Consider the following 2,428-nt stretch of genomic DNA (forward strand, 5'->3'; position numbering starts at 1 on the left):
ACGATGCCGAAAATGATGAGCGATTTATTCATGGGGGCTTCTATAATAATAATAATCGAGCATGAGTCTCATACGGATGCTCGGGTCGAAAGGGAATCCCCAGGCGAGTAACCTGTTTGCGGTGATCTGAACCGTACCGGGTTTGTCGGAGACTTTTTTATTTAAGTTAGGCCACCTGACCTAACGGATTAATTTTATCATAGTACATTGCTTCAAAATCAAAAGGTGGCACATAACCTAGTGCACTATGTACACGCTCTTTATTGAACCAATCTACCCAATTTAATGTCGCAAGTTGTACATCCGCTAAACCTTGCCAATCTGCTTTTAAATATTCAATCACCTCTGTTTTGTATAAGCCATTCACTGTTTCAGCCAAAGCATTATCGTATGAATCACCGGTCGTACCGACTGATGCTCGTAAATTTGCTGCTTCTAAACGATTGGTATAACGAATGGAAAGATATTGCACACCTCTGTCACTATGATGAATCACGTTCTTTGGCATGCCTCGATCATGCAATGCTTGCTCCAGTGCATCGAGCACCATGTCTGTATTCATCCGTGTTGATACTTTCCATCCAACAATTGCTCGCGAGAACACATCAATAATAAAGGCGGTATAGACCCAGCCTGAATTTGTTTGAATATACGTAAAGTCAGCGACCCACAGCTGGTCAGGGTGATCAGCACTAAAATTGCGTTTCACCAAGTCATCTGCTCGTTTTTGATCATCTCGGCTATGGGTAGTTTGTTTATTCTTACCTCGCCAAACACCTTGTATACCTAGCTTTTGCATCAATCGAGCAACTGTACAGCGTGCAATAATATAGCCTTCACGTTTCAGTTTTTGCCAAACTTTACGTACACCATATCGACCTGAACTTTCCTTCCAAATTCGTTTAATTTGTTCAGCATGATGCAAGTCATGTAGATCTCGCTTTGCTCGATGTTCTGGGTTTTCGCAGAGATCTAGAGTCCGGTAATAGGTTGAGGGTGCGATCGGTAAAATTCTACAAATCGCCTCGACTCCGTACAGCTCTTTATTATTATGGATAAAATCCACCATTATTTGTGTGGGCGGTCGAGTTCCGCCTGGGCGAAAAAAGCGGCTGCTTTACGTAGAATCTCATTGGCGCGTTGCAGTTCTTTATTTTCGCGTTCGAGTTGTTTGATACGTTCTTGGTCTGAAAGCTGCTGTACTTTAACTGGATTTAGTTTATCTAAATATTTTTGATACCAAACACGTAGTGTTTCAGGAGTACAACCTATCTTGGGAGCAATAGCGGTGATCGCAGCCCAATTCGATGGATAATCTTTTTCAGATTCAATCAATAATTGAACCGCTCTTTCTCTGATTTCAGGGGCATATTTTAATTTTGTCATCGGGATAGTCTCTCAGAATATTGACTCTCCGACAAACCCGGTACGGTTCAGCAAATAAGCAACCTTCTAATGCAACAGCGAAGTGTAGAGATGGGACTTGGTCTTTTAGCTTGAATAGGAGAGGTACTTGTTCTGGCCATGGTGGAGTAGCTAACTGGCTTTAGAACTTAGAATACTTCTGATTTAAAGCTTATCATGCAATATGCTTAAAACTTAAAAACCAATAAAAACAGGAATTTTAAGTTCCTATTTTTCATGTTAGAACCCATTTAAAGTGTCTATATTCTCACCAATTAAAATGTCTATATCCTCATCTATAAACTTGTAAAAATTAAAAATTAATATTATCGTATTACTATCAAAAACAAAAATGGATTACATATGCTTCCAATGTTAGCTTCACAACTTCAACAGGAAACAGGTTGGCGAGTTACTAGCTGTGAAATTCTATTAGATCAATCTCATACAAATACTGATGAATCTTTTGGCAATATAGAAATAACATCAAAACATGGTATTACCTTATTTTTCGGGTTCACTTCATCTACCAATAAAAAAATAGAAATGGATGAAATCCGTATTTTCAATGCAGAAAATATTGAAGTTTGTATTGATGAAAATGATGCAAATAATGTTTTCGCTGCTGCTTATGATATTGTCGATCAAACAAATTGGCGAAAAATTGCAATAAATGCAAAATATGAAAAGCAGAGTAGAAAAGTTAAAAGTATAAGTTTTAATCGGGAAAGTGAGGCTGATCTTTTACACTTTGTAGAAAATCAAAAAGATTTTTCAAACTGGGTAAAAAGCAAAATTTTAGAAGAAGTAAGTAAATCTCATGGATGAAAAAAGGCTTACTTTCATGGGCTTTTTGATTATCGATTTAACATAAAATCTCTTATGCGAAATGGGTTGTGTAACTCCAAAATAGAAATGTCCGGTTTCTCCAAAGTAAAAATGTCCGCTTTTAGAATATGCACTTTTGCAATTTTCTTAGCGGACGGTTTGATATGTTGGTGTCTATGTCGGATAAAGAACTTAA

General features: G+C 37.6%; 3 protein-coding genes and 1 other annotated feature. Of the genes, 2 read left to right on the plus strand and 1 reads right to left on the minus strand.

Annotation, left to right across the window (positions count from 1 at the left end):
• Positions 1-166 precede the first annotated feature (166 nt).
• A protein-coding gene (locus FTV52_RS14395) for an IS3 family transposase (protein WP_100249712.1) occupies positions 167-1,386 on the minus strand; the annotation gives its coding sequence in 2 pieces (ribosomal slippage) (positions 167-1,110 and positions 1,110-1,386; 1,221 coding nt in all).
• Positions 995-1,111 (minus strand) — a sequence feature (AL1L pseudoknot). (Overlaps the previous gene by 117 nt.)
• Before the next feature lie 20 nt (positions 1,387-1,406).
• Between FTV52_RS14395 and FTV52_RS14400 the strand changes: the two genes are divergently transcribed.
• A complete protein-coding gene (locus FTV52_RS14400; RefSeq protein WP_171527277.1) occupies positions 1,407-1,550 on the plus strand; it encodes a DUF3761 domain-containing protein in 144 nt (47 codons plus the stop codon).
• A 217-nt stretch (positions 1,551-1,767) separates the two neighbouring features.
• Entirely contained in the window at positions 1,768-2,232 is a 465-nt protein-coding gene (locus FTV52_RS14405; RefSeq protein WP_004968108.1) for a hypothetical protein, read from the plus strand.
• Positions 2,233-2,428 lie beyond the last annotated feature (196 nt).

Source organism: Acinetobacter sp. YH1901141 (assembly GCF_013416935.1).
GTDB classification, from domain to species: domain Bacteria; phylum Pseudomonadota; class Gammaproteobacteria; order Pseudomonadales; family Moraxellaceae; genus Acinetobacter; species Acinetobacter towneri.